The sequence below is a fragment of the Sulfitobacter sp. UBA1132 genome, assembly GCF_002311545.1.
In the GTDB taxonomy this organism is placed as follows: Bacteria; Pseudomonadota; Alphaproteobacteria; order Rhodobacterales; family Rhodobacteraceae; genus Sulfitobacter; species Sulfitobacter pontiacus.
On record NZ_DCAN01000011.1, the window covers coordinates 323,107 to 346,875 of the forward strand.

23 protein-coding genes, 2 tRNA genes and 1 riboswitch are annotated in these 23,769 nt (G+C 62.4%); of the genes, 10 read left to right on the plus strand and 15 right to left on the minus strand.

Annotated elements, in window-relative coordinates; translation table 11 throughout:
* The first annotated feature begins 3 nt into the window (after positions 1 to 3).
* Complete coding sequence (locus tag B4F27_RS09185) at positions 4 to 981, plus strand: ABC transporter ATP-binding protein (protein WP_286759494.1); 978 nt, start codon at positions 4 to 6, stop codon at positions 979 to 981.
* Positions 978 to 1,949, plus strand: coding sequence for an ABC transporter ATP-binding protein (locus tag B4F27_RS09190; protein WP_237278829.1), 972 nt, complete (start codon positions 978 to 980; stop codon positions 1,947 to 1,949). Before B4F27_RS09185 ends, B4F27_RS09190 begins: the two co-directional genes overlap by 4 nt.
* A 37-nt stretch (positions 1,950 to 1,986) precedes the next feature.
* On the opposite strand, the gene B4F27_RS09195 is transcribed toward B4F27_RS09190, so the two are convergent.
* Entirely contained in the window at positions 1,987 to 2,874 is an 888-nt protein-coding gene (locus tag B4F27_RS09195; RefSeq protein WP_286759495.1) for a 2-dehydro-3-deoxygalactonokinase, read from the minus strand.
* Between the two features lie 172 nt (positions 2,875 to 3,046).
* On the opposite strand from B4F27_RS09195, the gene B4F27_RS09200 reads away from it, so the two are divergent.
* The 6 genes from B4F27_RS09200 (at position 3,047) to panC (ending at position 8,763) form a co-directional block, all read left to right on the plus strand.
* Positions 3,047 to 3,970: a choline ABC transporter substrate-binding protein gene (locus B4F27_RS09200; protein ID WP_005852512.1), complete on the plus strand. Its 924-nt coding sequence runs from the start codon at positions 3,047 to 3,049 to the stop codon at positions 3,968 to 3,970.
* An 84-nt stretch (positions 3,971 to 4,054) separates the two neighbouring features.
* Positions 4,055 to 4,888 carry a choline ABC transporter permease subunit gene (choW, locus tag B4F27_RS09205; protein WP_009826591.1) on the plus strand — a complete coding sequence of 278 codons (834 nt, stop codon included), beginning with the start codon at positions 4,055 to 4,057 and terminating at the stop codon, positions 4,886 to 4,888.
* Positions 4,889 to 4,896: 8 nt separating this feature from the next.
* Positions 4,897 to 5,925, plus strand: a complete 1,029-nt coding sequence (gene choV / locus B4F27_RS09210; RefSeq protein WP_286759496.1) for a choline ABC transporter ATP-binding protein — start codon at positions 4,897 to 4,899, stop codon at positions 5,923 to 5,925.
* Between the two features lie 69 nt (positions 5,926 to 5,994).
* Positions 5,995 to 6,936, plus strand: a complete 942-nt coding sequence (locus B4F27_RS09215) for a DMT family transporter (RefSeq protein WP_286759497.1) — start codon at positions 5,995 to 5,997, stop codon at positions 6,934 to 6,936.
* A gap of 157 nt (positions 6,937 to 7,093) precedes the next feature.
* Complete coding sequence (gene panB, locus B4F27_RS09220) at positions 7,094 to 7,921, plus strand: 3-methyl-2-oxobutanoate hydroxymethyltransferase (protein ID WP_286759498.1); 828 nt, start codon at positions 7,094 to 7,096, stop codon at positions 7,919 to 7,921.
* On the plus strand, positions 7,918 to 8,763 hold the full coding sequence (gene panC / locus B4F27_RS09225) for a pantoate--beta-alanine ligase (protein ID WP_074635653.1): 846 nt from the start codon (positions 7,918 to 7,920) through the stop codon (positions 8,761 to 8,763). Before panB ends, panC begins: the two co-directional genes overlap by 4 nt.
* 73 nt (positions 8,764 to 8,836) lie before the next feature.
* Here the strand turns inward: panC and B4F27_RS09230 are convergent, their stop codons facing one another.
* The 6 genes from B4F27_RS09230 to B4F27_RS09255 all read right to left on the minus strand — a co-directional run bounded on the left by B4F27_RS09230 (position 8,837) and on the right by B4F27_RS09255 (position 14,959).
* Complete coding sequence (locus B4F27_RS09230; protein WP_286759499.1) at positions 8,837 to 10,354, minus strand: catalase; 1,518 nt, start codon at positions 10,352 to 10,354, stop codon at positions 8,837 to 8,839.
* Positions 10,355 to 10,458: 104 nt separating this feature from the next.
* Positions 10,459 to 11,226: an ABC transporter ATP-binding protein gene (locus B4F27_RS09235; RefSeq protein WP_286759500.1), complete on the minus strand. Its 768-nt coding sequence runs from the start codon at positions 11,224 to 11,226 to the stop codon at positions 10,459 to 10,461.
* On the minus strand, positions 11,223 to 12,251 hold the full coding sequence (locus B4F27_RS09240; protein ID WP_237279937.1) for a FecCD family ABC transporter permease: 1,029 nt from the start codon (positions 12,249 to 12,251) through the stop codon (positions 11,223 to 11,225). Before B4F27_RS09240 ends, B4F27_RS09235 begins: the two co-directional genes overlap by 4 nt.
* Positions 12,252 to 12,271: 20 nt before the next feature.
* Positions 12,272 to 13,288, minus strand: a complete 1,017-nt coding sequence (locus tag B4F27_RS09245; RefSeq protein WP_286759501.1) for an ABC transporter substrate-binding protein — start codon at positions 13,286 to 13,288, stop codon at positions 12,272 to 12,274.
* Between the two features lie 143 nt (positions 13,289 to 13,431).
* Positions 13,432 to 13,630, minus strand: a riboswitch (cobalamin riboswitch).
* A gap of 122 nt (positions 13,631 to 13,752) precedes the next feature.
* Positions 13,753 to 13,827, minus strand: a tRNA-Glu gene (locus B4F27_RS09250).
* A gap of 184 nt (positions 13,828 to 14,011) precedes the next feature.
* A complete protein-coding gene (locus tag B4F27_RS09255) occupies positions 14,012 to 14,959 on the minus strand; it encodes an SDR family oxidoreductase (protein ID WP_286759502.1) in 948 nt (315 codons plus the stop codon).
* Between the two features lie 167 nt (positions 14,960 to 15,126).
* On the opposite strand from B4F27_RS09255, the gene B4F27_RS09260 reads away from it, so the two are divergent.
* A complete protein-coding gene (locus B4F27_RS09260) occupies positions 15,127 to 16,023 on the plus strand; it encodes an AraC family transcriptional regulator (protein ID WP_286759503.1) in 897 nt (298 codons plus the stop codon).
* Positions 16,024 to 16,078: 55 nt separating this feature from the next.
* Here the strand turns inward: B4F27_RS09260 and B4F27_RS09265 are convergent, their stop codons facing one another.
* The 5 genes from B4F27_RS09265 to B4F27_RS09285 form a co-directional block, all read right to left on the minus strand.
* On the minus strand, positions 16,079 to 16,363 hold the full coding sequence (locus B4F27_RS09265; RefSeq protein ID WP_286759504.1) for a zinc-binding dehydrogenase: 285 nt from the start codon (positions 16,361 to 16,363) through the stop codon (positions 16,079 to 16,081).
* A gap of 154 nt (positions 16,364 to 16,517) precedes the next feature.
* Positions 16,518 to 16,592 (minus strand) — tRNA-Glu (locus B4F27_RS09270).
* A 75-nt stretch (positions 16,593 to 16,667) separates the two neighbouring features.
* Positions 16,668 to 18,407, minus strand: coding sequence for a single-stranded-DNA-specific exonuclease RecJ (gene recJ, locus B4F27_RS09275; RefSeq protein ID WP_286759505.1), 1,740 nt, complete (start codon positions 18,405 to 18,407; stop codon positions 16,668 to 16,670).
* Between the two features lie 99 nt (positions 18,408 to 18,506).
* Complete coding sequence (locus B4F27_RS09280) at positions 18,507 to 19,793, minus strand: homoserine dehydrogenase (RefSeq protein WP_074635663.1); 1,287 nt, start codon at positions 19,791 to 19,793, stop codon at positions 18,507 to 18,509.
* A 106-nt stretch (positions 19,794 to 19,899) separates the two neighbouring features.
* Complete coding sequence (locus tag B4F27_RS09285; RefSeq protein WP_074635665.1) at positions 19,900 to 20,196, minus strand: hypothetical protein; 297 nt, start codon at positions 20,194 to 20,196, stop codon at positions 19,900 to 19,902.
* A gap of 79 nt (positions 20,197 to 20,275) precedes the next feature.
* Between B4F27_RS09285 and B4F27_RS09290 the strand changes: the two genes are divergently transcribed.
* Positions 20,276 to 20,863: a TetR/AcrR family transcriptional regulator gene (locus B4F27_RS09290; RefSeq protein WP_074635667.1), complete on the plus strand. Its 588-nt coding sequence runs from the start codon at positions 20,276 to 20,278 to the stop codon at positions 20,861 to 20,863.
* 48 nt (positions 20,864 to 20,911) lie between these two features.
* Here the strand turns inward: B4F27_RS09290 and B4F27_RS09295 are convergent, their stop codons facing one another.
* From B4F27_RS09295 to B4F27_RS09305, 3 genes are all read right to left on the minus strand, one after another.
* A complete protein-coding gene (locus B4F27_RS09295) occupies positions 20,912 to 21,592 on the minus strand; it encodes a nitroreductase (RefSeq protein WP_037943891.1) in 681 nt (226 codons plus the stop codon).
* A 93-nt stretch (positions 21,593 to 21,685) separates the two neighbouring features.
* On the minus strand, positions 21,686 to 23,059 hold the full coding sequence (locus B4F27_RS09300; protein ID WP_286759506.1) for an L-serine ammonia-lyase: 1,374 nt from the start codon (positions 23,057 to 23,059) through the stop codon (positions 21,686 to 21,688).
* The gene (locus tag B4F27_RS09305) at positions 23,059 to 23,745 is read right to left on the minus strand and encodes a glutathione S-transferase family protein (protein WP_286759507.1); all 687 of its coding nucleotides are present in this window, start codon (positions 23,743 to 23,745) and stop codon (positions 23,059 to 23,061) included. Before B4F27_RS09305 ends, B4F27_RS09300 begins: the two co-directional genes overlap by 1 nt.
* Between the last annotated feature and the right edge of the window lie 24 nt (positions 23,746 to 23,769).

Below are 23,769 nucleotides of genomic sequence, written 5' to 3' on the forward strand. Positions count from 1 at the left end.
GCCATGACACTTTTGCGTATCAGAAACCTAAGCGTTGATTTCGCCACGGCCTCGGGCAAGTTCCGGGCGGTGGACGGTGTCGACCAGGACGTGAACGAAAGCGAGATCCTCGCGATTGTGGGGGAAAGCGGGTCGGGTAAATCCGTGTCGATGCTGGCGCTGATGGGGCTGCTGCCCTGGACCGCCACCGTCACCGCGGACGAGCTGACCTTTGACGGGCACAACCTGCTGACAATGGACGCCAAGGCGCGCCGCAAGATCGTCGGCAATGATCTGGCGATGATCTTTCAGGAGCCGATGTCATCGCTCAACCCCTGTTTCACCGTGGGCTGGCAAATCCGCGAGGCCCTGCGGGTGCATCTTGGCATGGGCCGCCGCGAGCGTCAGAAACGCGCGATCGAGCTGTTTGAACAGGTCGGCATCCCCGATCCCGAAAAGCGCCTGTCGGCCTTCCCGCACCAGATGTCGGGCGGGATGAACCAGCGGGTGATGATCGCCATGGCGATTGCCTGTAAGCCCAAGCTGTTGATCGCCGATGAACCTACCACGGCGCTCGACGTGACCATTCAGGCACAGATCCTCGATCTGCTCGCGTCCCTGCGCGAGGAAACGGGCATGGGGCTGGTGTTGATCACGCACGACATGGGTGTGGTTGCGGAAACCGCCGAACGCGTCAGCGTGCAATATGCCGGCCAGAAGATCGAAGAGCAGCCGGTGATCCCGCTGTTTGACGCGCCGCACCACCCCTATACCTCGGCGCTGCTGGATGCGCTGCCAGAACGGGCGACGGAAAAGCGGCTGCCGACCATTCCGGGCGTGGTACCGGGGCAATTCGACCGCCCTACAGGATGCCTGTTTTCGCCACGCTGCAAATTCGCCAATGCCAAATGCAAGTCCGAAGCGCCGCCCGCCTTGGGCGCTGATCTGGGCTATGCGCGTTGTTTCTACCCCTTGAACACAGACGAAAGGGTCGCATCATGACCGCACCTGTGATGACTGCAACGGCGCTAGAGCGTCACTATGAAGTCGGCGGCGGGCTGTTTCGCAAGCCGCGTACGCTCAAGGCCGTGGGCGGGCTCGATTTCGCGCTCTATCCCGGCAAAACGCTGGCCGTCGTCGGCGAAAGCGGCTGCGGGAAATCGACCTTGGCGCGGATGGTCACGATGATCGAAGACCCGACCGCCGGATCGCTGACGCTGGATGGCAAACCCGTGGTCCGCGAAGACTGGGCATCGCTGCGCAAATCGGTTCAGATCGTGTTCCAAGACCCCTATGGCTCGCTCAACCCGCGCCAGCGGATCGGCGCGATCCTCGAGGAACCTCTCAAGATCAACCGCCCCGACATGAGCAGCAAAGAGCGTACCGCCAAAGCGCGCGAGATGCTCGGGCTGGTGGGCTTGCGGCCTGAACATTTTGACCGCTATCCGCATATGTTTTCCGGCGGGCAACGCCAGCGGATCGCGATTGCGCGGGCGTTGATGCTGGACCCCAAAGTGCTGGTGCTGGACGAGCCTGTGTCCGCGCTGGACCTGTCGATCCAAAGCTCGGTGCTGAACCTGTTGGTCGATCTGCAAGAGCGTCTGCAACTGGCCTATCTGTTTATCTCCCATGACCTGAGCGTTGTGCGTCACGTGGCGGATGAGGTGATCGTAATGTATCTGGGGCGCGCGGTTGAACGTGGCAGCCGCGATGATGTGTTCACCGCGCCGTTCCACCCCTATGCCAAGGCGCTGCTGTCGGCCACGCCCCAAGCGGACCCACGCGGCGCGAAAGAGCGGATCAAGCTGCAAGGCGAACTGCCATCTCCACTGGCGATCCCCGATGGCTGCCCCTTTGCGCCACGGTGCTGGAAAGTGCGCGACAAATGCCGGGCCATGCGGCCCGAACTGCCGCAGGGGCATCATGCCGCGGCGTGTTTCTTCCCTGAAAACGGTGGCACCCCGGCCTAGGGCCGGGGGCGTCGTCGCTTATCGCGCGCGCGTCAGATCAACTGGCGCTTTCGTCGGCGCAAAGCCGTAGCCCGGCGCGCACATGGTCGCGGCGCGAGACGTGGCTGGCCGTCAGACCCTGCGCGGCAAGCCCGCGTGTATAAAGCGGGGCGAGGGGGCTGTCGGACAAGATGACCACCTCGCGGCCCAGCCAATAGGCGCGGGCACCGGCCAGCTCTAGCCCGATCAGCAAACCCATCAGCCGTGACCAGCCTGCGTCCGTCGTGGGGCCGTCGATGGTGGCTTGCGCCGAAATCTCGGCCAGCGCGGTGGCAAAGATTTGCGGGCGAGCCATGACATCATTCACGGCGGTATCGAAAGTATCCTCATCCAACGCACCACCGACAACCGCCTTTGATAGCGGGGCTGTCGCGGACAGTTGCGCGGCCATCATGGGGGTGAGAAAACTTTGAAAACTGACGACCTCGCGGGCGCTGATGTGGGCCCATGTGGACTGCGCATCAAGGCAACAGATCACCCCGTCAAACTCGGGCGCTGCCTGAAGGTAGCCTGCAATCGCCGTCTCGGCCCCTTGCATGATCTGGGGTGGGCTGGCCTGTTTCAGGCCGGGCACCGCGCGTAGTTCCAGCCGCGGGTCATCAACCTCTAGGGCAAGCACCCCGCCCAAGGGCTCTGCCGGAACGGGACGCAGGCTGCTGGTGGGCAGGGCGGGCAGCCCCGCGACGATCACCGGCAAACGCTGCTGGTCCGACAGATAAGGCGACAGCAAATCCGTAAGGGCCGCGACAAAGCCGTCTTCCGCAGGCAAGGCAGCGACCGGCCCGTCGGCCTGCGCCAGCACATCGCCGCGTGGATCATGCACCCACAGATGCATATGCCCATCCGCGACATCGACCCCGATCCACGCGGGGCTTGCACCGCTCACGCGCGGGGGCCTGTGAAGAGGGGAATGGGAAAATAGGGGGTGCCGATCATGGGGTGTCTCCTTGCCTGAGCCGCGTCTTGCCGCGCGGTCGTGTATAAATCGGGTTGCATCAAAGCGCGCAATCGCGCTCTATTACGCGATCAACAATAAACATAACGGGAGTTCCTCTGCCATGAAAGTTCTTGCAGCAACCACCGCGCTTACCCTGTCCCTTGCTAGCAGCCTTGCTGCCGCAAGCTGTGACGAGATCACCTTTTCCGACGTAGGTTGGACCGACATCACCGCGACCACTGCCGCGACCACCGTCGTGCTGGACGCTTTGGGCTATGAGACAGACGTGAAAATCCTTTCCGTTCCAGTGACCTACACGTCGATGGCCGCAGGCGATGTGGATGTGTTTCTTGGCAACTGGATGCCCACGATGGAGGCCGACATCGCCCCCTACCGCGAAGATGGCAGCGTTGACACCGTGCGCGCGAACCTGACTGGCGCGAAATACACGCTGGCCGTGAACAAAGCCGCCGCTGATATGGGGATCAAGAATTTTGCCGATATCGCTGCCAATGCAGACGCGCTGGACGGTCAGATCTATGGCATTGAGCCGGGCAATGACGGCAACCGCCTAATCCAGTCGATGATCGACGACAACGCCTTTGATCTGGCCGAGTTCGAGGTCAAGGAATCCTCGGAGCAGGGGATGCTGGCACAGGTCAAACGCCTGTCCGCCAAGGGCGAGCCTATCGTCTTCCTTGGTTGGGAACCGCACCCGATGAACGCGAACTTTGATCTGACCTATCTGGAAGGCGGGGATGATTTCTTTGGCCCCGATCTGGGCGGTGCGACCGTGCACACAAACACCCGCGCCGGTTTTGTCGAGGAATGCCCCAACGTGGGCAAGCTGCTGACCAATCTGGAATTCACCCTCGCTATGGAGAACGAGATCATGGGGGCCATTCTGGATGACGGCGAAGAGCCCCGCGATGCGGCGACAGCTTGGATCAAGGCGAACCCTGATGTGCTCGACACATGGCTGGACGGCGTGACCACCGTGGACGGTGGCGACGCGATGGCGGCCGCCAAGACCATCGTCGAATAATCCACCCTTAGGATGTGAAAAGGGCCTGCCATCGGGCGGGCCCTTTTTGCCATCATCGCATGATACCAGCCTCCGGAGGTTCCCATGAACTGGCTCACCGATAACAAGATCCCGATTGATGACGCCGCAGAGGCGGTTTTTGATTGGCTGCTGATCAACGCCGGTTGGCTGTTCGACGGGCTGGCCGTCGCGATGGAGTGGTTGATTGACGCGATCCTCTGGGTGCTGCAAACGCCACATCCGCTGATCGTTATCGCTGTCTTTGGCGCGCTGACCTGGGCGATCCAGCGCAACTGGAAAACCCCGCTGCTGATCGTGTTGGGGTTCCTGTTCATCCTCAATCAGGATTACTGGGAAGAAACCACCGAAAGCCTGACGCTGGTGCTGTCGGCCTGTGTGGTCTGCATGGGCGTTGGTGTTCCCATCGGCATCGCCGCGGCGCATCGACCGCGCATGTACCGCTATATGGCACCGGTGCTTGACCTGATGCAGACGCTGCCCACCTTCGTTTATCTTATTCCAGCGATTGTCTTTTTCGGCATCGGCATGGTGCCGGGGCTGATCGCGACGGTGATCTTTGTCCTGCCCGCGCCGATCCGGTTGACGCAGCTTGGTATCGCCTCCACCCCCAAGGCGCTGCTTGAGGCCGCGCAGGCCTTTGGCGCGAAGCCCAGCCAGACCCTGTGGAAGATCGAACTGCCCTATGCGCTGCCGCAGATCATGACCGGTCTGAACCAGACGATCATGCTGTCGCTGTCGATGGTGGTGATCGCGGCCCTCGTGGGGGCGGATGGCCTTGGCGTGCCGGTGGTGCGCGCGCTTAATCAGGTGAACACGGGGCTTGGCTTTGAATCGGGGCTGATCATCGTCGTGGTCGCCATCATGCTGGACCGGATGCTACGGGTGACACGAAAATGAGCGATCAAATGACCAACCCCGCAAACGCCGTCGAATTCGACAATGTGTCCATCGTCTTTGGCCCGAAACCGGCCAAGGCGCTGCCCTTGATGGATGCCGGACAAGACCGCGCCGAAATCGAGGCCGAGACAGGCCAGATCCTTGGGGTGCATAACTGCACGCTAGACGTCAAACAGGGCGAGATCCTTGTGCTGATGGGCTTGTCCGGCTCTGGCAAATCCACCTTGCTGCGCGCGGTCAACGGGTTGAACCCGTTGGTGCGTGGATCGGTGCGGGTGCATGATGGCGACTGGAGCTGTGACGTCACTGCCAGCTCTGCCGCTGATCTGCGCCGCGTGCGCCGCGAATGTGTGTCGATGGTGTTCCAGCAGTTCGGATTGCTGCCGTGGCGCACGGTGCGCGACAACGTGGCGCTTGGGCTGGAACTGGCCGATGTCCCCAAACGCGAACGGCTTGAACGGGCAGAGGCGCAGCTCAAGCTCGTTGGTCTGGCAGATTGGGCTGACCGCAAGGTCAGCGAACTGTCGGGCGGGATGCAGCAACGCGTGGGGCTGGCCCGCGCCTTTGCCACCGAAGCCCCGATCCTGCTGATGGACGAGCCTTTCTCGGCTCTTGATCCGCTGATTCGCACCCGTCTGCAGGACGAGCTGCTTGATCTGCAACGCGAGTTGAAACGCACGATCATCTTCGTCAGCCACGATCTGGACGAAGCCTTCAAACTGGGCGGGCGCATCGCGATTATGGAAGGCGGGCGCATCGTGCAATGCGGCACCCCGCGCGAGATTTTCTCGAACCCCGCGTCGGACTATGTGGCGGAATTCGTGGCCAATATGAACCCGCTTGGCGTGCTGACGGCCCGCGATGTGATGGGCCCGCCCGTCGCGACATCGGACGGGGCCGTCGCCGCCGAGACGCCGGTGGCCGAGCTGATTGGCAAGATCGGCGATGATGCGCAGGCGATCCCCGTGGTCGAGGACGGAGAGACGATCGGCACCGTCACCGCAGGCAGTATCGTATCGCGCTTGCAGTCCGAATGATGCTTTGACCTCAGGCGCTTGGCGGGTCATCACTACGCCACGAGACCGCGTAGCGCAGGGGATGACAGGATGACGGATCAGGAAAGCTCGGGCCGCCAGAGCAATGCGCTTGGCGTGGCAGGTGTGCTTTTTGCGGGCATCGTCTGGGGCACCACTGGCACCGCCGCGACCTTTGCCCCCGACGTGAGTGCTGCGGCGATCGGTGCCGCGGCGATGGGGATCGGCGGCATCGGGCAGGCGCTGCTGGCGCTGCGGGGCATCTCCCATGCGCGTGCGCAACTTTGGCAGCAGCGTGGGTTGCTGCTGCTGGGGGCCTTGGCGGTGATGATCTATCCGCTGGCGTTCTATGGCTCCATGCGGTTGGCGGGGGTGACCATCGGGACCGTCGTCACCATCGGCACCGCGCCCCTGTTTGCCGCGCTGATCGAATATGTGATGGAGCGATCCTTGCTGACCCTTCGGTGGAGCCTTGGCGCGCTGGCGGGCGTGGCGGGCATGGTGCTGATCTGTCTGGCCGAGGGCGGGCATGGGGCCGTGGGGGGCACCAATGTGCCACTGGGGGTCGTGCTGGGGCTGCTTGGCGGGTTTACCTATGCGCTTTATAGTTGGACGGCGCGCGCGATGATGCTGCGCGGCCTGCGGTCTTCGGTGGCCATGGGGGCCACCTTTGGACTGGGCGGGCTGATGTTGATGCCGGTGCTACTGGCGACCGGCGGCCCGCTGCTGGCCTCGTGGGGCAATGCGGCGGTCGGGCTTTATATGGCGTTTGTGCCGATGTTTCTGGGCTATATCTGTTTCGGCTACGGGCTGTCGCGGGTGCGGGCCAGTACGGCCACGACCCTGACGCTGATCGAGCCGGTGGTCGCAGCGCTGCTGGCCGTGGTCGTGGTGGGCGAACGCTTGCCCCCCCTTGGCTGGGCGGGCGTCGGGCTGGTCGTGCTTTGCCTGCTGGTGCTGACCGTGCCCACGGGGCGGGGCGCGCAGCCGGTGGCCCCGATCCCGCCCAAGTAGTATCGGGTTCGACTGACGCAGCGACATGGGTAAAATTCTTGCTCTTTTGCTACCTACATCGCGACGTTTTGGTCTAGAAGCATCGCCAAGCCGCCCCATGCCCCGCCATGGCCCCGATAGATTGCAATGACGACCTTACCAAAAAGGACCGCCACAGATGAGCGCCACAGCCCGCAAGACCGCCCCCATGCCGACGGATATTCTGGCCCGCAAAGGGGGGGCTCCGCTGGTGAGCCTGACCGCCTATACCACGCCGATGGCGCAAGTGATGGATGGCATCTGCGATTTCGTGCTTGTGGGCGATTCAGTGGGGATGGTGCTGCATGGGCTGCCCTCGACGCTTGAGGTCACGATGGAGATGATGATCCTGCATGGTCAAGCGGTGCGGCGCGGGCTGACCCAGTCGATGTTGGTGATCGATATGCCCTTCGGCAGCTACGAGCAAAGCCCGGCCCAAGCCTTTGAAAACGCGGCACGTTTGATGCGTGAAACCGGTGCCGGTGCGGTCAAGCTTGAAGGGGGTGAGGTGATGGAAGACACCATCGCCTTCCTGACCAAACGCGGCATTCCGGTGATGGCGCATATCGGCCTGACGCCGCAGTCGATCCACACGCTTGGCGGGTACAAGGTGCAGGGGCGCGGTGCGGCCGCCACGCAGCTGATGGCCGATGCGCAGGCGGTGACGCGGGCAGGGGCCTTTGCCGTGGTGCTTGAGAAAGTGCCGCAGGCTTTGGCGGACCAGATCACTGAAACGGTCGCCATTCCCACCATCGGCATCGGTGCGTCAGCACGATGCGACGGGCAAATTCTGGTGGTCGATGACATGCTGGGGCTGTTCACTGCCTTCAAGGCGAAATTTGTAAAACGCTATGCCCATCTGGGCGATGACGCAAAGGCGGCGGTGCAGGCCTATGCCGACGAGGTCACGGCGCGCTCCTTCCCCGGACCCGAGCATGTATTTTCTGACGAGGTTTCCAAAACATGACACCCGAAATTATCCGCACGCTGGTTGAACTGCGCAGCAAGGTCGGCGGATGGAAAGCCGCGGGCGAAAGCGTCGCCGTGGTGCCGACGATGGGCGCGCTGCATCAGGGACATCTGAGCCTCGTCCGGGCCGCAAAAGAGGCGTGCGACCGTGTGATCGTAACGATCTTTATCAACCCCAAGCAATTCAACAACCCTGAGGACTACAAGAACTACCCCCGCACCGAGGAAGAGGACGCGCGCAAGCTGATCGCGCTAAAGGCGGATGTCGTCTATGTGCCCGATGGGGAACAGATGTACCCCAATGGTTTCGCGACAACTGTGTCGGTCGAAGGCATCACCCAAGGGCTGTGCGGGGCGCATCGGGCAGGGCATTTTGACGGCGTGGCCACCATCGTGACCAAGCTCTTTACCCAGACCCAGGCGGACAAGGCATTCTTTGGCGAAAAGGATTATCAGCAGCTTCAGGTGGTGACCCGTCTGGCGCTTGATCTGGACCTGCCGATAGAGGTGATCGGTTGCCCCACCATCCGCGAGGAGGACGGTCTGGCCATGTCCTCGCGCAACCTGCTGCTGTCGGATCGCGCCCGCACCTGGGCCCCCGAACTTCACCGCGCGATGGAGGAGATGGCAGAGGGGCTGCTTGCTGGTGGCGATCTCGAAACGCTCCGCGCTGCGGCAGTGTCGCGGGTGGAACGTGCGGGCTTTACGCAGGTGGAATACCTTGACCTGCGCTCTGCTGACCGGTTGGAGCTGATGACCACGCCCGACCGCCCCGCACGTCTGTTGGCCGCCGCGTGGCTGGCCGGTGTGCGGCTGATCGACAATATCGCCGTCGGTTAAATCGCTCTGGAACATGCAAAAAAGCGGGGCCCGCGAAGGCCCCGCTGATTGTCTGGCTCGGAATGGGGCGGCGTTACTTGCCGCCGATGCTGAGGGCAGAAGCCATACCGGGGGCTTTGGATTCCCCGCCCAGCTTCTCGCGCACACCGGCCTCGATCTTGTCGCCGGTGTCTTGGTCGATGTTGCGCCAGTATTCAAAGGCACGGACGAGCACCTTTTCGCTGACACCGTCGCACAGGTGGCCCACCACGTTCGATACCAAACGTTCGCGGGCGTCGGCATCCATCACCTCGCGGACAAGCTTGCCGGCCTGGCTCCAATCATCGTCATCGGGGCGCAGGGTATAGGCCTGACGCACCATGTCGCCATCGGAATACCATAGGCCCGCTTCATGCTGATGCGGCTGCGCAGAGGGCCCACCATATGAGTTGGGCGCATATACCGGATCAGACACTTTTTCAGTCCGGCCCGCGCCGTCTTTTGAATAGCTATGGGTCGGCGAGACAGGTTTGTTAACCGGAATCTGCTTGTAGTTGACACCCAGCCGCGCGCGGTGCGCGTCCGCGTAGGAAAAACCCCGTGCCAACAGCATCTTGTCTGGCGACAGACCGACGCCCGGCACCATATTGTTCGGCTCGAACGCGGCCTGTTCGATCTCTGTATGGAAATCAGTGGGGTTGCGGTTCAGGGTCAGCTTGCCGACCTCGATCAGCGGGTAGTCCTCGTGCGGCCAGACCTTGGTCAGATCAAACGGGTTGATGCGATAGGTCTTGGCATCCTCGTAAGGCATGATCTGCCACTTGAGCGTCCAGCTGGGGTAGTTCCCGTCGCGGATGTTGTTGAACAGATCGGCGCGGTGGTAATCGCCGTTGGTCCCCGCCAGCTTGTCGGCTTCATCCTGGCTAAGGTAGGCATTGCCGTCGCCCTGATCGGTGTGGAAGTGGAACTTGACCCAGAACTTTTCACCCTCGGCATTAACCAGCGAATAGGTGTGGCTGGAATACCCGTTCATCTCGCGCCAGTTTTTCGGAATGCCACGGTCGCCCATGAGATAGGTCACCTGATGTGCGCTTTCGGGCGAGAGCGTCCAGAAATCCCACTGCATATCGTGGTCGCGCATGTTGTTATCCGCACGGCGCTTCTGGCTGCGGATGAACTGCTGGAACTTGATCGGATCGCGGACAAAGAAGATCGGGGTGTTGTTGCCGACCATGTCAAAGATGCCTTCGTCGGTGTACATCTTGACCGAGAACCCGCGCGGGTCGCGCCATGTATCGGGGCTGCCGCGTTCGCCTGCCACGGTTGAAAACCGCATCACCACATCGCATTTCGCGCCGGGCTGGAAGATATTCGCCATCGTGTATTTCGACACGTCTTGCGTCGTCTCGAAGGTGCCAAATGCGCCCGAACCTTTGGCGTGGGGCTGGCGCTCTGGAATACGTTCACGGTTAAAATTCGCCATCTGTTCAAGCAGATAGTGGTCATTCAGCACGATCGGGCCATCGGGGCCGACGGTCAGCGAATGTTCATCGCTTTGAACGCGAATTCCGGCGTCTGTGGTTGTGGGAGGGGTTTGCTTCTTGTCGGTCATCTGTAGCTACTCCTTCAGGGTCCACAGGCAAAACCTGTAGCGTGACGGATGGTTCCCGACCAAATGTGTAAGGAGTTGGATAGAGCCGTGGCCGGTTGGCGCGCTTAATGGGTCGCCGTGTGAAAGCGGATCACCTGCGCGTTATCCGTCGGATCGACAAGGAAATGCCCGCAGACGCCAAAGACCTCGCGCAGGAGGGGTTCGGTCATGATCTCGGAGGGGGTGCCAATGGCGCGCAGCTTGCCCTCTTGCAAGACGCAGATCCGGTCGCAGAGCGTGGCTTGGTTCAGGTCATGCAGGGCAATGATCGCCGTTGTCGGCAAGCGCTGGATCAGTTCAAGGATCGACAGCTGGTGGCGGATGTCCAGATGGTTCGTCGGCTCGTCTAGCAGCAGTACTTGCGGCCTTTGGGCCAGTGCACGGGCGATATGGACGCGCTGTTGTTCACCGCCCGACAGCGTGTGCCAGTGGCGGTCGCCAAAGCCCGACAGATCCACATCCGCCAGCGCCTGCGTGACGATGGCGTCGTCCCCTGTGCTCCACCCGCGCAGGGCGGACAGCCACGGGGTGCGGCCCAGTTCAACGGCGTGGCGCACGGTGATGCGATCTGCGGTATCGGCGTGTTGTTCGACCAGGGCCAGCCGCTGCGCGATATCGCGCTGGCGCATCTTTGCAAGCGGAGCGCCGTCCAGTTCGACCCGCCCGCGCGAGGGTTTCTGAATCCCGGCAAGCATATGCAGCAACGTGGATTTGCCCGACCCGTTCGGCCCGATCAGCCCCAGCTTTTCGCCCGGCCGCAAGGATAGGGACACATCATTGACGATGGCGCGGTTGCGCACCCGCCAGCCCAATTCGTGACAGGACAGAATCATGGCGACGTCCTTTTGCCAATCAGGATCAGTGCAAAGACGGGCGCGCCGACCAAAGCGGTCACCACGCCGATGGGCAGCACCTGGCCCGGTACAATCACCCGTGAAATCACATCGGCAAAGACCAGAAACACCGCCCCCGCCAGTGCGGAAGCAGGCACAAGGATCGCATGACGATGCCCCACGACGATGCGCATAGCATGGGGAATCACCAGCCCGACAAAGCCGATCGCACCCACCACCGAGACCATCACCGCCGTGACCAACGCCGCCGTGCCGATCAGCAGCAGCTGCACGCGGCGCACCGGAATGCCCAAGGACGCGGCGCTGTCGCTGCCGAAGGTAAAGGCATCCAGCGCGCGGGCGTGCCACAGACAGGCCAGCAGACCGATCATCGCAGCGGGCAGGGCGCTTAGTACATCGGGCCAGCGCACGCCTGACATATTCCCCAAAAGCCAGAACATGATGGCACGGGCCTGTTCGGCATTGGCCGATTTCGTGATCATCAGCGCGGTCAGGGCGTTGAACATCTGGCTGCCCGCGATACCGGCCAGCACGATCACGCCCGCGGCCCGCAGGCCCACACCGCCCCCTGCCGCCTGCGCCAGCAAGGCGACAAAAGCGAAAGCCACCAGCGCCCCGCTGAACGCACCGATAGACAGCGAGATGGCACCACCCCCCAGCCCGAGGATGGTCACCGCAACAGCGCCCGTGGACGCCCCCGCAGAGATGCCCAGCAGATAGGGATCCGCCAGCGCATTGCGCAGCAGTGCTTGCAACACGACGCCCGACAGCGCCAGACCGGCGCCACAGCACATTGCCACCACGGCCCGCGCCATGCGGTAGTTCCACACGATGCCCTCGTCGATCTTGTCCACCGCATAGCCCGCGTTCAGCGCCTTGTTGGCCAGCACCTTCAGCACCACCAGCGGCGGGATAGAGACCTCGCCGATGGCCGCACCAAACAGCAATGCGGCCAGCAGCACCGGCGGGATGATCACCCACCAGTGCCACTGCGGCCTGCGCATCACAGAGCGGTCGATTGCGGTCATTCGGCCAGATCGAAACCGGACAGCGCGTCAGCCATCGTTTCCAGCGCATAGATCGCACGCACGGTCGGGTCCATCGCATGGGCGTCCATGGTGATGATGCGGCCCTCTTTCACCGCGGTCATCTCGCGGGCGACGGGATCGTTCATCAGGAAGGCGCGCTTTTTCTCGATGTCATCCGCAGGGAAGCGGCGGCGGTCCATTTTGGCGAGCACGATGAAGGTCGGGTCGGATTTCGCCAGAGTCTCCCATCCGACCAGCGGCCATTCCTCGGCCGAGGTCACGACGTTTTCAACGCCAAGCTTGTCCATCATATAGGCGGGCACACCCTGTTGACCTGCGACATAAGGGTCCGCCGCCATCTCGGACGACGAGAACCAGAACAGCGCCGAGGTGCCTTGGGGCAGGTTCAGCGATTTGGCTTTCTCGACCGCCTTTGCCTCGCGCGATTGCAGGTCTGCCAGCAGCGTGGCACCGGCGTCTTGCGCGTTGTAGATGAGGGCGAGCTCTTCGATGCTGGTATACAGCTGCTGGGTCGTGAACAGTTCAGATCGCGTGCCGTCCGCGCCGACAGAATTATCCTTGGCCGCGCAATCGGTGGGCATCACATAGGTCGGCACGCCCACCTCGTGAAAGCTGTCGCGGGTGCCGACCATACCTTCGGGGCCGACGTGCCATTCATACATCACGGTGACCAGATCGGGGCGTTTGCCCAACACGCTTTCAAAGCTGGGATCGTTGTCCGCCAGCCGTTCAATCGCATCGTTGGTGTCTTTGAACTCTGGCAAAACGGGGCTGAACCAGACAGAGGTTCCCGCGATCCGGTCCTGTTGACCCAGCAGATACAGGATCTCTGTCGTGGATTGCCCGATGGTCACGGTGGTCTGGGGGGCCGCGTCAAAGCTGAGCGTATGGCCGCAGTTGTCGATGGTCAGCGGATAGTCTGTCTCTGCGCCAAGCGCGGTGCTGCCTGCAAGGCTCGCAATCAGGGTCAGGCTGGAAAAAAATGGTTTCATATCAAGGGCTCCGGTTGGTCCGATGCCGGGGTCTTTGAATAGAAAGAGAAGGGCCAGCCAAATGGCGCGCGGGCGCATTTTGGTCTGCGCGTGTGGTAAGATCCGGTCCCATCATCATCCTCTCCCGAGCAACCCCGCCCGGTGTTTCAGGTTCAGTGTCGGCAGGTCTCCTGACTGACGGATCGCGGCTGTCCCCGCCTTCCCGGACCTTGAGGCCCAGTGGCATGATGGAGGTAGCTCACCGTCTACAGTTGCGGGGGCAGTTCCGGTTCATCCACACCAAAGCGCGGATGGCGAATTCCCTATTATTTCCCGAAGGAAACCGACCCGGTTTCGATGACAGTTGTCCGCCCACCCGTCAAGTTGCGTTTTTGCGGTCGTCATCGCGGGGCAAAGGCAAATAACGCGGGCCACGGTTCCGCAGAACGGGCGAGAGGCAAATAACAAACGGATGGAAAACCAAGTGGCAGCCCGTAGGGGAGTCGAACCCCTCTTTTCAGGTTGAAAACCTGACGTCCTAACCGATAGACGAACGGGCCACTTAACTTGTGAGCGCTTCTTTAGGCAAAGCCATCGGCGGGCGCAAGTGCAAGCCGCATCAGAAAGCGGGGAAATACGGCAAAAAAATCAAATCTTCTGATGCCGTATTTCAAGGGGCGTATGGCGAGAGGGGATCGTCGCGTGAAACGCGCGCCGCGCGCGGGATGCGGGCGCGCGTTTCCCTTAGATTTCCCAGTGACAACCTGTCGCTTTTTCGGAGACGGTCCAGAGTTTCTCCATCACGGGTTTGTCGTAGGCATGAGGGTTCAGCGTGCCTTTGCCAACGGGCCCTCCGGTTTGCATCCATCCGGTCGGGCCATAAAGCGCGCGCTGCGCCAACCCGTCTTCGGTCGCGCACATGACCTCGGGATACGCGCCTTTTTCGGCGGATTGCACCATTGGCGTCTTGCTCATCATCCACCAGGTGACCCGTGTGAACAGCCCGCCGCTTGTGCTGATCAGCGAGGTCGCCGACGCGCCGGGGTGGCAGACGTATACCTCAACGCGGCTATCGGTGGCTTTCAGCCGGTCCTGAAGCTTATAGGCAAACATCATCTGCGCCAGCTTGCTTTGGCTGTAGACCGCGTTGGCGCTATAGTTCTTGTCCCAGTTCATGTCGTCGAACTGGATCGTCTTGATCCCCATGTTGTACCCGAGGCTGGACACCACAACGATCCGGCCCGCGCTTTCCTGAATGCGATCAAACAGCATCCCACACAGCAGGAAGTGTCCGTAGTGGTTGGTGCCAAGCTGGCTTTCGAACCCGTCAACGGTCAGCTGTTGTGTCGGCACCTGCGCGATGGCAGCGTTGCAGATCAGCGCGTCAATCCGGGGAACAGTGCGTTTCACCTCCTCCGCCGCGGCGCGCACGCTGGCCAGATCAGACAGATCCATCCGCACAAAGCTCACCTCGGCGTTGGGACCGAACGCGTCCTTGAGCGTTTTGACCGCGGCGATGGATTTGTCGGCGTTGCGGTTCAGCATGACGACTTTTGCCCCCTTGGACAGCAGGATGCGCGTGGCCTGAAAGCCCGCACCGGCCGTCGTGCCGGTGATGAGATATGTTTTCCCCTTGAGCGATCCAAGGCGATCAGGTGTCCAGCCTTTGGGTCCGAAAGTCGTGTCCTTCATCGTCATGTTCCTTTTCGATGTCAGCGCGGCAGCGATGCGCGCTGTGTTTGATGTTGAAGGGTAAATAGCTCTCGGCTGGCGCTCAAAACAGGCGAGATCGTCGCGAATACTTGCCTGATTGTATCACGCGCTTGCGAAAGGCGGATGTGACGCGGTAGATTGCCCACATGAGCAAAGACCAGATCAGACAGCTAATTCGGAACAACGCGACCCAAGAGGGGCTGACGGGAACCGGCATTGACGGGGTGCGCCTGTTTCGGGCCAGGCAGGCGATCCCTTGCGTTCCGGCGGTCTATGAACCCAGCGTTATTGCTATCGTCAGCGGCGCGAAAGAGGCCGTGCTGGACGGGCACAGGTACATCTATGACGACAGCCGATATATGTGCTGCCCGATGTCGATGCCGGTGAAGGCCGGCACGCCGACCGCCTCTGCCGAAAGCCCGCTCTACGGGGTTATCATTTCGCTCGATAAGCGGATGATGACAGAGCTGTCGATGGAGATGGAAAATACCGGCAATGTGATTCCCGAGGTCAAAGGCGGTTTACGCGCGCAGGGGATCAGGCTGGCCGCTTGGGATGATGCCTTTGCCGACGCGCTGCTGCGTTTGCTGCAATTGGGTGGCAATCCGGCGGATACGGCGATCCTTGGCGAGGCACGGCTGCGCGAGCTTTACTACGCGATCCTGAAGGGGGAGGCAGGGCGTTTTGCCAGACAGGTCTTCGGCGCGGGCAATGCGATCGCACGGTCGATCGCGCATGTATCCTCTCACCTGGACGCGCCGATCTCCATCGATGATATGGCGTCCCGCGCCGGGATGAGCCGCGCCGCCTTTCACCGCAAGTTCAAGCAGGTGACGACGATGGCCCCGATCCAGTTTGTCAAATCCATGCGGCTTAACAATGCGGCGATGAAGATCGCAGGCGGCATGTCCGTGAACGAAGCGGCGGTTGATGTGGGATATGTCAGCCCGTCGCAATTCAGCCGCGAATTCAGGCGGATGTACGGGCAATCCCCGCGCCAATGGGGGGAAGCCCAGCAGTTTCCGGTTGAAATGGGCCAATAAGGGGCTGCCATCGCCCGTGCGTTGGCAGCCCCTTTTCACGCGTCTGGTGGTATGATCAGACGTCTACAACCACCTTGCCGATGGCCTGCCCGCTGGTCAGGCGGTCATAGGCCCCGCCCACCGTATCAAGGTCGACCCTCTGGTCATCAAGCAAGGGCTCCAGCGCCCCTGCGTCCACAATCTCTGCCAGTTTGGTCAGCTCGGCAGCTTCGAACGAAGCGTCGTCACCGTAGGCGATAAGGGTCTTGGCTTTCATGCTGGTCATCCTCGCGTGATGCCTACCTGAAGATTGCCGTGATTTATCTAATTGACCTGATTGTGAGCTCAGTTTTCTGATCATGGATATAATTGGTTAGGCGCAAACTGTGTTCGAAGACATCAAGGCTCAGCCGACCAGCCCGCCGCGCGAGATCAAACAGCGCAGAAACAACGGCAAACACATCTCGCCCCGGCTCATGGGGTATTGTCTTCATAATGTCGGGTAAGGGTACAAGTGGCAGCCCGTAGGGGAGTCGAACCCCTCTTTTCAGGTTGAAAACCTGACGTCCTAACCGATAGACGAACGGGCCACTTAGCTTGTGAGCGCTTCTCTAAGGAATGCCGCGCAGGCGCGCAAGCAGAAATCGAAAGAAAATGAAAAATTTTTACGCAGGTGCCGCATCTTCCAGACGCAGCTGCACGGACTGTCGGCCGCGCCAGGTATTGATGTCCAGACGGCCCGCCAGATGGAACCGTGCACCACCGTGGTTTTCCAGCGCCGGACCAAGCGGGCCGTCAAATGCGCCAAAGGCGATGGCGTCCATTTTGGTGTTGTTACCGTCGCCAAAACTGATCTTGAGGTGGCTTTCACCCACCCGCTTGGCAAAGCGGATCTGCATGTCGGCAAAGGCATATCGCGGGGCAGGGGCACCGGCCCCGAAGGGGCCTGCCTGTTCCACTTGCTGCGCCAGTTCCACCGTCGCGGCGGTGGGCATCAACATGCCGTCCAGCTTCAGGTCTGCCGCGCCGGCCAGATGCGCGCCCTGCTTGGCCAGTAGCTCTGACAGCCGCGCCATGGCGGCGTCTAGCTTGTCTTCGGCCACGGTCAGACCGGCGGCCATCTTATGCCCGCCGCCCTTGATCAGCAGGCCCTCGGCCGCCAGCCGCTGGATCGGCGCGCCCAGATCGATCCCCGAGACAGAGCGGCCAGAGCCTTTGCCGATGCCATCCTCGAACCCGATCACGATCGACGGCCGGTTCGACGCCTCTTTCAAACGCGAGGCGACGATGCCCACCACGCCCGGATGCCAGCCCGCGCCCGAGGCCCAGACCAAAGGCGCGTCAAAGCCGCGGGCCTCTGCCTGATCCAGCGCGGCGGCGCGAACGGCGGTTTCGACATCGCGGCGCTCGGTGTTCAGCAGATCCAGCTTTTCGGCAAGCGACTGCGCCTCATGGGGATCATCGCAGGCCAGCAGCCTTGCCCCCAGATCCGCTTGCCCGATGCGCCCGCCCGCGTTGATCCGTGGGCCAAGCAGAAACCCAAGATGATAGGCCGCCGGGGCTGTATCCATCCGCGCCACATCGGCCAAGGCGGCCAGCCCCAATCTGTCGCGCCGCGCCATGACACGTAGCCCCTGACGCACAAAGGCGCGATTCACGCCGATCAACGGGGCAACATCGGCCACCGTGGCGAGCCCGACCAGATCCAGCAGCGCCATCAGGTCAGGCCCGCGTGCGCCCGCTTCGCGCAGTTGGCGCCCTGCCTCGACCAGCATCAAGAACACCACTGCCGCGGCACAAAGATGTGCCAAGGCACCGTCTTCATCCTGCCGGTTGGGGTTCACCACGGCCAAGGCGTCGGGCAGGGTCTCTCCGCCCAGGTGGTGGTCCAGAATAACGACATCTGCCCCGACCGCCGCGGCCACCGGTCCATGAGACAAGGTCCCGCAGTCAACGCAGACGATCAGGTCATGGGCCGCGGCCAGCTCGGCCATCGCAGCGTCATTGGGACCATAGCCTTCGTCTATCCGATCCGGCACATACAGCGTCGCGGCGCAGCCCATCTCGCGCAGCCAGACCAGCAGCAGCGCGGCAGAGCTGCCACCATCCACATCATAATCCGCAAACACGGCAATCCGCTGACGCGCTTTGACCGCCGCTAGAAAACGGGTCGCGGCTTTCTCCATGTCGCGCAGGGATCGCGGGTCAGGCAGCAGATCGCGCAACGACGGCGCAAGAAACGCTTCGGCCTCTTCCGCCGCCACACCGCGCCGCGCCAGCACCTGACACAGGGCCAGCGGCAGGCTGGTCTGCTGCACCAGAACTTCGGTCGCGCGTTCCACCTCGACACCGGGGCCCACCCAGCGACGCCCCGTCAAAGACGCATCAACACCTAGAAAGCTCATGCATCTCCCCCTTCCAAATGGTCAAAAATCCTCGCCGAAGGCATCCGTCCCATCCTCCCCACAATGGGCAGGGCAGGGGGGCAGCCGCGCCCCTCGGGGTTACAGATCCTCGATCCGCAGCGCCACAGGATCGCTTGCCAGCACACCGGTTTTCGCCATCGCGGCCAGCGCCTCGTCCAGCGCGGTGCGGCTGCATTTATGGGTGACGATCAAGACGGGTGCCTGATCGCTACGGTGTTCGGTCTGGCGCATACGGTCGATGCTGATGCCGGCCTCGCCCAGAACGGTGGCGACTTTGGCCAGGGCACCGGGTTTGTCCAGCAGGCCCATGCGCAGATAGAAGGCGGCGGGGCGCTGCGACAGGGCCGCGGTGGCCGAGGCGAGCGTTGCTGCCTTCTGGCCAAAGACGGGGCCATGCCAGCCACGCGCGATATCGCAGATGTCCGACAATACAGCGCTGGCGGTGGGGCCTTCACCGGCACCGGGGCCGCGCAGGACGATCTGCCCGATGGCATCGCCTTCCAGCACGATCATATTGGTCCCGCCCGCGAGTTGTCCCAGCGGAGAGCTGTCGGGCACAAGGCAGGGCTGCATGCGCTGTTCCAGCCCGCGGCCGGTCATTTGCGCGACGCCGAGAAGCTTGATCTTGTATCCCATATTCGCGGCAGCCTGAATGTCGTCGATGCTGACGCGCTGGATGCCTTCAATCTCGATCCCGTCGAAATCCACCTGTGTGCCAAAGGCGATCGACGACAGGATCGCCAGCTTATGCGCCGCGTCAATCCCGCCGACGTCAAGGTTCGGGTCCGCTTCAAGATAGCCAAGCGCCTCGGCCTCTTCGAAGAGGGAGTTATAGCCGTTGCCGGTCTCTTCCATGCGGGTCAGGATATAGTTGCAGGTGCCGTTCATCACGCCCATGACGCGGGTGATCTCGTTCCCGGCAAGGCTTTCTGTCAGCGCCTTGATCACGGGGATGCCTCCGGCCACGGCAGCTTCATAGCGGATCAGGCAGCCCGCGGCTTCGGCTTGTTCGGCCAGCGCCTGACCGTGGATCGCCAGCAGCGCCTTGTTGGCAGTGACCACATCCTTGCCCGAGGCAAGCGCGGCTTCGGTCGCGTCCTTGGCGGGGCCTTCGTCGCCGCCCATCAGTTCGACAAAGACATCCACATCATCGCGTTTTGCCAGTGCGACGGGATCATCTTCCCACGCGTAGCCCGACAATGTGACACCGCGGTCCTTGTCGCGGCTGCGGGCAGAGACGGCGGTGATGGTGACGGGGCGACCGGTGCGGGCCTCGATCAAGGCAGCCTGCTTGCGGATGATCCGCACCACGCCAACCCCAACGGTGCCCAATCCGGCAATCCCAAGACGAAGCGGTTGTGACATGGTGCAATCCTTTTGGTGGTGCGCGGCAGCGGGCTGCGGCGTTTCGGGGGTTTAGCCGCGATGTAGCCCTTTCCCACCGCGCACGCAACGCGACATTGCATGCGGCTTATTGCAAACCTTGGGACAAACGCTGCTTTTCCGACCCCGACAGAACCGATCCGCGCAAGCGCGCCGCGCGCGCCTGCAACCGTTCGACCCGCGATGTCAGCCCGTTTTCGGTTTGCGGGATGTCCACCTGTCCGGCCTCGGCCTTGGCAAGCAGCGGATCGACCGGCACAAGTGCCGGATAGTCCGAGGCGAGAAGCTCGGGCGTGGCACGGCTGTCAAGCGCGGGAAACTGCGTGCAGGCCGCGGGCAGGGTCAGCGCGGCAAGGCAGAGCGGAAGAAGGATACGGTGCGTCATAGATCAGTCATGCACCAGCGACGGAATTCGCGCAAGCAGGGGTTTGCCTTTGAACATGCGTTCAATTAACCTTTGACCCATGGCGCGTACAACCGGATCACATTCTGACATCACTCGGCCCAAAATCCGCGCGGCAGCGTTGCGGCTTTTCGCCCGTCACGGCTTTGCTGCCGTGTCCATGCGGGCACTGGCGACGGAAGTCGGGGTGCAGGCGGGCGCATTGTATAACTACACGCCGGACAAGCAGACTTTGTTGTTCAGCCTGTTGCAGGACCATATGAACGACCTGCTTGCGGCCTGCGACAGTGACGCCAGTCAAACCGCAGTGGATCGCTTGCGCCAATTCGTCGACTTTCACATCCGCTTTCACGCCGACCGCCCGGACGAGGTTTTCATCTCCTACATGGAGCTGCGCAACCTCACGCCCGAGAATTTCACCGAGGTCGAAGCGCTGCGCCGCCAATACGAAGACCGGCTAGAGATGATCTTGCGCGACGGGGCGGCAGCGGGGGATTTCGCCATCGCCGATACCAAGATCGCGACTTTGGCGGTGATTGCGATGCTGACAGGGGTGAATACGTGGTTTCGCGCCGGCGGACGGCTGTCGCTGGACGAGGTGATCGCGCAATATTGGGATATGGTGCGCAAGTCCGTCACTGCGGGGTAGGCCCCCGCACGTAACGCTGGTTTTCAAGGCGCTTAGGGCCGCAGGGCGTTAATCGTCAAAGCCGACGAACCGCGTGACCTCTTCGACGGGGCGGCGGGTAGAGACGACGGCATTGGCCGAAAAATCCTCGTCCGGCCAGCCCATGGCGACGCAGGTCATGATCACCTGATCGTCGGGGATTTGCGCATGTTCACGCACCACAGGCGATTGCATGATGCCCTGACCGTTGATCACGCAGCCCAGACCTTTGCTCCACGCGGCGAGCACAAGGCCGTAGGTCACCGCACCCAGATCGAAATGCGCGATGGTGCCATTGTCATCCAGCGACTTGTCAAAGCAGACGACGATGGACACCGGCGCGTCAAACTGGCGGAAGCCGCGCATCACCCAATCCTGACGGCGCTCCTTGTCGTCGCGTTCGATCCCCATGGCAGCAAAGAGCTGTTTCGCGATGCCGACCTGCCGGTCGCGGTGGACACCGGCATAGGCCCCGTGATCGCTGATTTCACGCACCGGCGGCACGCCTTGCAGCATACGGGTCGAATTCCCCTCGCGGACTTTCTCAAGCGGTTCGCCGGTCAGCACATGCAGATGCCACGGCTGGGTGTTCATCGAGGATGGCGCGCGATTGGCCAGTGCGATGACCTCTTCCAGCAGGGCGCGCGGCACGGGGTCTTTCTTGAAGCCCCGGATGCTGCGCCGTTCCTGCATTGCCTGTTTCAGTTCCATCTTGCCCTCCCGCAAATTTCCTGACGGCTGTCAGACTGTTGCAGTTCCGCAGTGGGGTCAAGCGCGGGCGGGGCCGCGTGCCGCTGCGTCAGATCAGCAGTTCGGGACGTTGACCGCCAGCCCCCCAAGCGAGGTTTCTTTGTACTTTTCAGACATATCCGCACCGGTCTGGCGCATGGTTTCGATGCAGGCGTCCAGCGGCACCAGATGCGTGCCGTCGCCGCGCAGCGCAAGCGACGCGGCGGAGACCGCCTTGATCGCGCCAAGCCCGTTGCGTTCGATGCAAGGCACCTGCACCAGACCGCGCACGGGGTCGCAGGTCATGCCCAGATGATGTTCCAGCGCGATTTCGGCGGCGTTCTCGATCTGCTGCGGCGTGCCGCCCATGACGGCACAGAGCCCGGCGGCTGACATGGCGGCGGCGCTGCCCACTTCGGCCTGACAGCCCGCTTCCGCCCCCGAAATCGACGCGTTGAATTTGACCAGCCCGCCGATCGCCGCAGCGGTGAGCAGGAAATCCTCGATATGCGCTTCCGACGCGCCGGGGACGTGATCCAGATAATAGCGCAAGGTAGCGGGCATCACACCCGCCGCGCCGTTGGTGGGGGCGGTGACGACTTGCCCACCGGCGGCATTTTCCTCGTTCACCGCCATAGCGTAAACGCTCATCCAGTCGTTGATCGTGTGAGGCGCGCGCTGGTTCTGGCCGCGTTCTTGCTGTAGCGCATCATGGATCGCCTTGGCGCGGCGTTTGACGTTCAACCCGCCGGGCAGGATGCCATCGGTTTCGAGCCCACGGTTGATGCAGTCGTTCATCACCTGCCACAGCCGCTTGGTGCCGTCGCGCAGCTGCGCCGCCCCGCCGCGCGATTCCTCGTTGGCGCGTTTCATCTGGGCGATGCTCTTGCCGGACTCTGCCGCCATCTGCAGCATCTCGGTTGCGGATTTGAACGGGAAGGGCACCGGCGCGCCTTCGTCCGTGTCTTTGCCCGCCGCCAGTTCGGCTTCGGTCATAACGAAGCCGCCACCGATGGAATAATACGTCTCGCGCAGGGTGACATCGCCTTGGGCGTCGGTGGCCATCAGCATCATCCCGTTGGCGTGGCCGTCCAGCTTGGTGTCATAGTCAAAGATCATATCGGACTTGGGCGCGAAACTCAGCGTGCCAAACTCGGGCAGGGTGATCGTCTGCGTGCGGTTGATCTCGGCCAGTACCTCTTCGGCGCGGTCATTGTCGTAGTCTTGCGGCGTGAACCCCGCGAGGCCAAGGATCGTGGCGCGGTCCGTGGCGTGCCCCACACCGGTAAAGGCCAGACTGCCATGCAGGGACGCACGCAGGCCCGCGAATTTGAACGGTGAGGCGCGCATCAGGTCCAGAAACCGTGCCGCCGCCACCATCGGCCCCATCGTGTGCGAGGAGGACGGGCCGATGCCCACTTTGAACATATCGAAGACAGAGAGAAACATCAGGTGGCACTTCCTATGGGTGGGGTGGCAAGGCGGGGCGCGGTGAACGGCGTGGGCCCCAGCCCTTCGGCGGTTTGCGCGGCCGCCGTGCAGGGGAGCGTTTCGACCCTTGCGCAAAGCGCGAGCAGATGCGGGGTGGCGCGCAGATCGAACCAGCCGCGATCACGGTTGCGCGGATACAGCGCACACCAGCGCAACAGCGGGGCGAGGTAAAGCGCAAGCGCGAGGGGCAGCGTATCCGCCGCGGCCCGGTCCTCCAGCCTGCGCAGGTGGGTCTGCAAGGCTTGGGTTACGGTCGTGTGCAGCGCGTCTTGGGCGGTGTCGTCACCGCCCACGTATTTATCAGGGTAAAACAGCATACGCAGGGCAGGGTGCACCGTATTGGCAACGAAAAACAACCACTTGAGGAAATCCGCCCGTGTGGCATCCATCGCGGCAGGGGCTAGCCCCCCGTGCCGGTCCGCCAGCCACAACAGGATCGCGCCGGTTTCAAACATCGGCCCGTCCGGCGTCTGCAACGCGGGGATCAGCCCGTGCGGGTTCAGCGCCCGATAGGCGGGGGCAGACTGCCCCTGCGCCGCGCGATCGACCAGACAGGTGTCATAGGCCACGCCCTGCGCCTCGAGCGCGAGGCGGATGATCAGGGAGGCATTGTCGGGGGCGTAGTGCAGCGTGTAATCGGTCATAGGCCGGTGGTATCCCATTGCGCC